General features: G+C 32.7%; 4 protein-coding genes and 1 pseudogene. 1 reads left to right on the top strand and 4 read right to left on the bottom strand.

Going from position 1 to position 5,224, the window contains the following annotated elements; translation table 11 throughout:
* Positions 1-550: 550 nt before the first annotated feature.
* The 4 genes and pseudogenes from V7183_RS21475 to V7183_RS21490 all read right to left on the bottom strand — a co-directional run bounded on the left by V7183_RS21475 (position 551) and on the right by V7183_RS21490 (position 3,883).
* Entirely contained in the window at positions 551-1,603 is a 1,053-nt protein-coding gene (locus tag V7183_RS21475) for a phosphatidylinositol-specific phospholipase C (protein ID WP_335360772.1), read from the bottom strand.
* Positions 1,604-2,046: 443 nt separating this feature from the next.
* Positions 2,047-2,292, bottom strand: a pseudogene (locus V7183_RS21480) (DUF3937 family protein).
* A gap of 338 nt (positions 2,293-2,630) precedes the next feature.
* On the bottom strand, positions 2,631-2,789 hold the full coding sequence (locus V7183_RS21485) for a general stress protein (RefSeq protein ID WP_097895733.1): 159 nt from the start codon (positions 2,787-2,789) through the stop codon (positions 2,631-2,633).
* Positions 2,789-3,883, bottom strand: coding sequence for a hypothetical protein (locus tag V7183_RS21490; protein ID WP_335360773.1), 1,095 nt, complete (start codon positions 3,881-3,883; stop codon positions 2,789-2,791). The genes V7183_RS21485 and V7183_RS21490 overlap by 1 nt, the downstream gene beginning before the upstream one ends.
* 681 nt (positions 3,884-4,564) lie before the next feature.
* On the opposite strand from V7183_RS21490, the gene V7183_RS21495 reads away from it, so the two are divergent.
* Complete coding sequence (locus V7183_RS21495) at positions 4,565-4,870, top strand: hypothetical protein (RefSeq protein WP_335360774.1); 306 nt, start codon at positions 4,565-4,567, stop codon at positions 4,868-4,870.
* Positions 4,871-5,224: the final 354 nt, after the last annotated feature.

Genomic DNA, 5,224 nt, shown 5'->3' on the forward strand with positions numbered 1-5,224 from the left:
TGCCCATCAACTTAAGAATATCAACTACCCCCAAGTGTAAAAAAACGTTATTGGATGTTTTTTTCACTCCTCCGAAAAGGGGGAGTACCTGCTCCCCTGTCACCAACCCTATTTATCAGTTCAATAGGTTGTATCTGGAAATAAAAGTAAGACTATGACCTATTTTTACACGTTATCTTAACTCGAAAATAGAAAACCTTTGTCTATCAATGGTTTATTCATTGTAGCCATATAAACAACGTATTCGTCTTGACAATGAGCCTCGCAGCATCAGATTCTAACCTCTTTGCCCGACACCTGAAAAATGATCGATTTACCTAACAAGGTTATCTGATGCCTTCTCATTGTAAAGACATCGTTACGCTGAATACGTTGTTTACAGAGTTAAGATATCATGTCTACAGTGTAACATTTAGGAAGGTTTTCTTTACTTTGTATACCATGAATAGCATGTTTGTAACTAGTTAAGATAATACACGTATCTCGGCCATACCCCTAATTGATTTCTCTAGTAGATTCTGACTTGTGAAATGTGATCGTGATGATTTTTTTAGTTTATTTTCTTATTACAATTAATTACATTCTCAATTAAACCTTTACCAGGAAAATCAGCAGCAATAATTCCTGTATATGCTGGTTTGTTATTCGCTATATAATCAGTTGTTAAAACGTTTGTTCCTTCAAACGAAATGGTACAAATTCCTAAAAAACAACCTGTTCTAGGAAAGTCTGGATATGAACTATTCCAACCAGGAGTAGTAAGGCCGGTAGCAAGGCGAGGTGCAGATGTTCCAGGGCTGCTATGTCCACTTGCTACAAAGTATGGGAATGAACCACCGCTACCGCTTAAATAATTTATAGATTTATATTCATCCCTCCATTGATAATGCTGACTTGCATCTTTCAAGTGTTCTTTTACAGATTCCCATTTCGCATATAGATCCCAGTTTGTAGACAGAGAATATTTATCTTGTTTATAAAATTCGTAAGCATAACTAATACCAATATTCGATCCACCAACATCGCGAAGAATGACAATTTTACCTCTCATTTCTTTGAGTTTTGGATTAGTTATTGTGCCGTCTTGACTATCCCAAAAGAATCCAGGGTATTGATCCATATATCTGCGAAGTGTGTTATTAAATACATCATTCGATTCGGAACTATATTCTTGTTTCACTCGCATTAAAATCGTTTCACTTGGGTTTTCTTTTAAGAATGTAGTAACCTCGTTTAGTACGTCATCAAACATTGCATTCAAATAATAAGGACCATGATGAATTGCAAAAGCTCCATCTGTATATTTACAACGAATGTCTAAAAAACGGATTCCAGAATTTAATTGCGTTTTTAATGACATAGATTGTGTATGGACGATATCGGCTGGAGCGCTCCATGAAGTACTATAAGCCATGGAATCGTGTGTACCTGGAATTGATAATTGACTTAATTTTGTATTACCGTTAATGCTTTTCATCCAATTTGGGTTTTCATATCCTATTGTAGAATCATGAGAATAACCAGGGTGTTCATGAGCAAATGCTGATGAAGAAAAAGTGAACATAAACAGTAAAACAATCATGCAACTAAAGATTTTTTTCAAGTTACTTTCCTCCTTGTGTAGTAGTAAAAGTTTTGTGATAGAATGTCTAGTTGATCCAGAGCGCTGGAGAAGCATAGAAATATCGTTCAATTTTATTTCTCTGTTTATTTAGGATACATAAAGACTTGTGGAATTGATTTCTGGAAATAAACGATTTCTAATTCTCTACCGGATCTGCTGCTGCTAAATTTTGTTACATTTTTCACAATCTTAATTGTATAGTGGAAAAATATTAATTGCAATATATAAATAAAATGATAAAATATGCAATTATGTATATTGAAGAAAAGTCATGTGGGGGTCACCTTACATGCCCATAAACTTAAGGGCATTAACTATCCCAAGTTGTAAAAAAACGTTATTCTTTTTGTATATTTCTACAAAAAGAATAACGTTTTTTTCGTTTTATGGATACATTTTTTTAGCTTGATGGTGATGGGGTGCTACCCCATAGATTCTGTTTTTTCTGGTAATTTCTTTGTAAATTGATATAAAGCAATTGCTCCTAAAATAACAAGTATACCTTCAGGAGCATCTAATAACACAGTTTTTCATGTTCCTGAAATTAATAACTCATTACCTGTAGAAGATTTATAATATCCCTCTATATAACCGATAGTAAATTGAATTACAGATAAAAAGATAAATAAGCCTAAACCTATTCGAATCCCTTTTTTATTTTTAAACATATTTTCCCCTCCTTTATAATTGTATATTGATATGTAAAGTTATTGTAAATATCATTAAATTTTCTGTCAAGGTGACCGGAGTAGAAGGGATTTTTAAATGTCCTGTTATTTTTTAGGCTAGTGGTCCCGCCGCATTGCTAACAAGCTAAAATTTTATAGTACCCCCAGAACGAAATTTTGTGCTAACTTGTAACAAAAAAGCTCATTTTTTCGTTTTGGGGTAATCCTAAACTCTTAAGTTGATGGGCATGGGGCGGTACCCCTTATTGAGTTTTAAAAAAGGGCGCTCTATTGAGGGAGTGCCCTTTTCGTAATTCATGATATAGAATCTCTTTATATTACCAGGAGTCACCGTGACTGGATTGCATGTACATGATTGTACTAGATTTAGTCGAATCAATATGTTCTTTGGATTCTGATTGTGAAGGGAATGCTAATCCTATAGATAAAGCAGCTGAAAGTGATAAACCTAAAATTGTTCCAAATAGTTTTTTCATTATTTTAACGCTCCCTTTTCGAAAGTTTTTTCTTTAGCTTGAAGGCTCATATAAAAGTATTTACTAGCTTTTACAGTGTCGTTTTCTTCGTAAAACTTGATTGCTAATTTTTCAGCGTATTCTTGGGTGTAATTATATAGTTGTTGCCTATCGAAAAATGAGATAGCTTCCAAAGATAATCCTTCGAGAATAGCAGCTGGAACACCTTTGTTCATATAATCTAAAAGCTTGAAATGATATAGGTATTCTTTGTTATCTAATTGCTCACAAATCGCTAATCCTCGTTCTATTAACTCGGCCGAATGCTTAACTTCGCCGAGTTTGAAACGTTCTCTAGCTTCAAGGAAAAAGGCTTTGAAATGACCAGGAATATTAGTTGTTACTTCGGTTAAGTGCCGAATCGCTGAAGCGGATAAGTTTTGGCTGCTATATAAAAAACCTAAATTATTTCGGACTCTTAATATTAGGGAATCCTCATTGTTTTTGCGTAAAATATCTATTGCAGAATTAAATTTTTCTTCAGCTACAGGGAATTGTCTTATGTCTATACATGCTAAACCGTATAAGTTCTCGCAAGCGGCTACATTATTTTCATAACCATTATGTTTGGAGAAAATTTTTTTAGCTTTAGTCACGTGCTGAATCGCTAATAGGGGTTGGTAAGTATGAAGATAAAAGTTAGCGAAACGATAGTTAAACTCGGCTATTTCAAGATCATCATGAACATGCTGTAATAGTGCATCGGCTTTTTCGTAGTGTTCCCAGGCTTCATTGTTATTTGAAATGAGTGCTGTGTGAATCCCTTTGAAAAAGTGGTAATAATAAGATAAGAGTTCATTTTTTGGTATGTCTAGTTCATCGATTGCTTGGAAACTGGTTGGTGTGATGCTTAAATGATCAATCAAAACATTAAAGCGGAAAGTAAGAAGTGAGTAATGGAATAGTAAGTTTGGATCTTCATTAATGCTTTCACTGTACTTATCGATCTCGTTTTTTAAGTTTTTTGCTTCCTTAGTGTGCTGGGCGCGAATTTCTTGATACCAGTTATTTAAAAGATGTGTAATCTTATCGCTTGTTTTCAGCTGATTTACCATAATTTTCCCCGCTTTCTGATATATTTTATTTGGATATAGTTATGTATATATTAGCAAGAAATGAAGTGCGGTAAAGTATTTTGCGAAATAAAAAATATTTTTCAACAATTTTCTGATAATTATAAAGAGAGATATAAAAAGGAATTCAATTGGATTCCTTGTATAAATAATTTGTTCGGTTTCATTTAAATAAAATTTTTAGTGCATTTAGCAATGTTAGTAGAATATAAAGTCATAATTACAACGACTATATACATAGCTAATAGAGATTTGGTGTTTTTTTGTTCTTTTACTTGATCCTTGTTCAGAGACATTAAGTTTTGAATATCTTAATTCCATTATCATTACTGCAGTAATGATAAAATCTATAACAGATAACTTTATTATGTATACTCAAGATGCAAAAGAACACTTAAAATTTGTGCGATTTATCCCTTAAAGAGACAAACTAAAAAATTTAATTCATGATTAAATAAACGAAATGAATATTACAGAATGATTACATAAAATTGATTCGAAATAGAAAAACAAAAACTAGTAACCATCTGAAATTCAGTATTCTTAGTTACTATTACAGAAATCATAAAAAAATAGTTCTCATTTTCATTACAACAATATAAATACTTCCTCCTTGATGTTAAAATTCCTTTATATCAACTTTGAAATACAGGGGGCTACATTATGAGTATTGGTTCAACTCACAATCACGTTACTAGTAAAGAAATAATGGCCACTAACGCATATGTTACAGGAAAGATTATTTCACAATCAAAAGCATCGAATATTTTAAAACGTTTTGATCCCGAAGAGAAACCAGGAAATAACCCTAGCGGTATATACTTTATATCCGATCAAGGAGAAAGAGTATTCGAATATTACAAAGGGTTAAAGCCTAATTTATTTAATAAACAACGACTAGAGAACTACGAAGAATTAAAACATCGCGCTATAGATTATTGCGCTGAAAATACTAATCTAGTGCTATAACAAAAGAAAAGAGCGTTCCTAATAGAACGCTCTTTTCTTTTTCATTTTAACTACTCAAATAACAATCAACAATTTCACCGATGACAAATACACTTCGATTTTGGAACGCATCTGTTGCGATCAGTTATCCTTTGTATAACTCAACCTTCATCTACACAACCAAACTTCCATAATAGGGGTCACCATACATGCCCATCTATCAATAATAGACTTGTCCACCATTTAGAAAAATGGTATATCCATTCGGATCTAAATTCTGAAATTGAATTTTATATTGTCCTCCTCTGGATGTAAACTTACTTATTGGAACATTTATTCCTCCTAAGAAACCACCAACTTTTATACTTCCTACTT

The sequence above is a fragment of the Bacillus sp. JJ1127 genome, assembly GCF_036965845.1.
GTDB lineage: Bacteria > Bacillota > Bacilli > Bacillales > Bacillaceae_G > Bacillus_A.

Coding starts and splice junctions, on each gene's coding strand:
- V7183_RS21485 (WP_097895733.1), bottom strand. CDS start 2,789: ATGAAAAAACTATTTGGAACAATTTTAGGTTTATCACTTTCAGCTGCT.
- V7183_RS21490 (WP_335360773.1), bottom strand. CDS start 3,883: ATGGTAAATCAGCTGAAAACAAGCGATAAGATTACACATCTTTTAAAT.
- V7183_RS21495 (WP_335360774.1), top strand. CDS start 4,565: ATGAGTATTGGTTCAACTCACAATCACGTTACTAGTAAAGAAATAATG.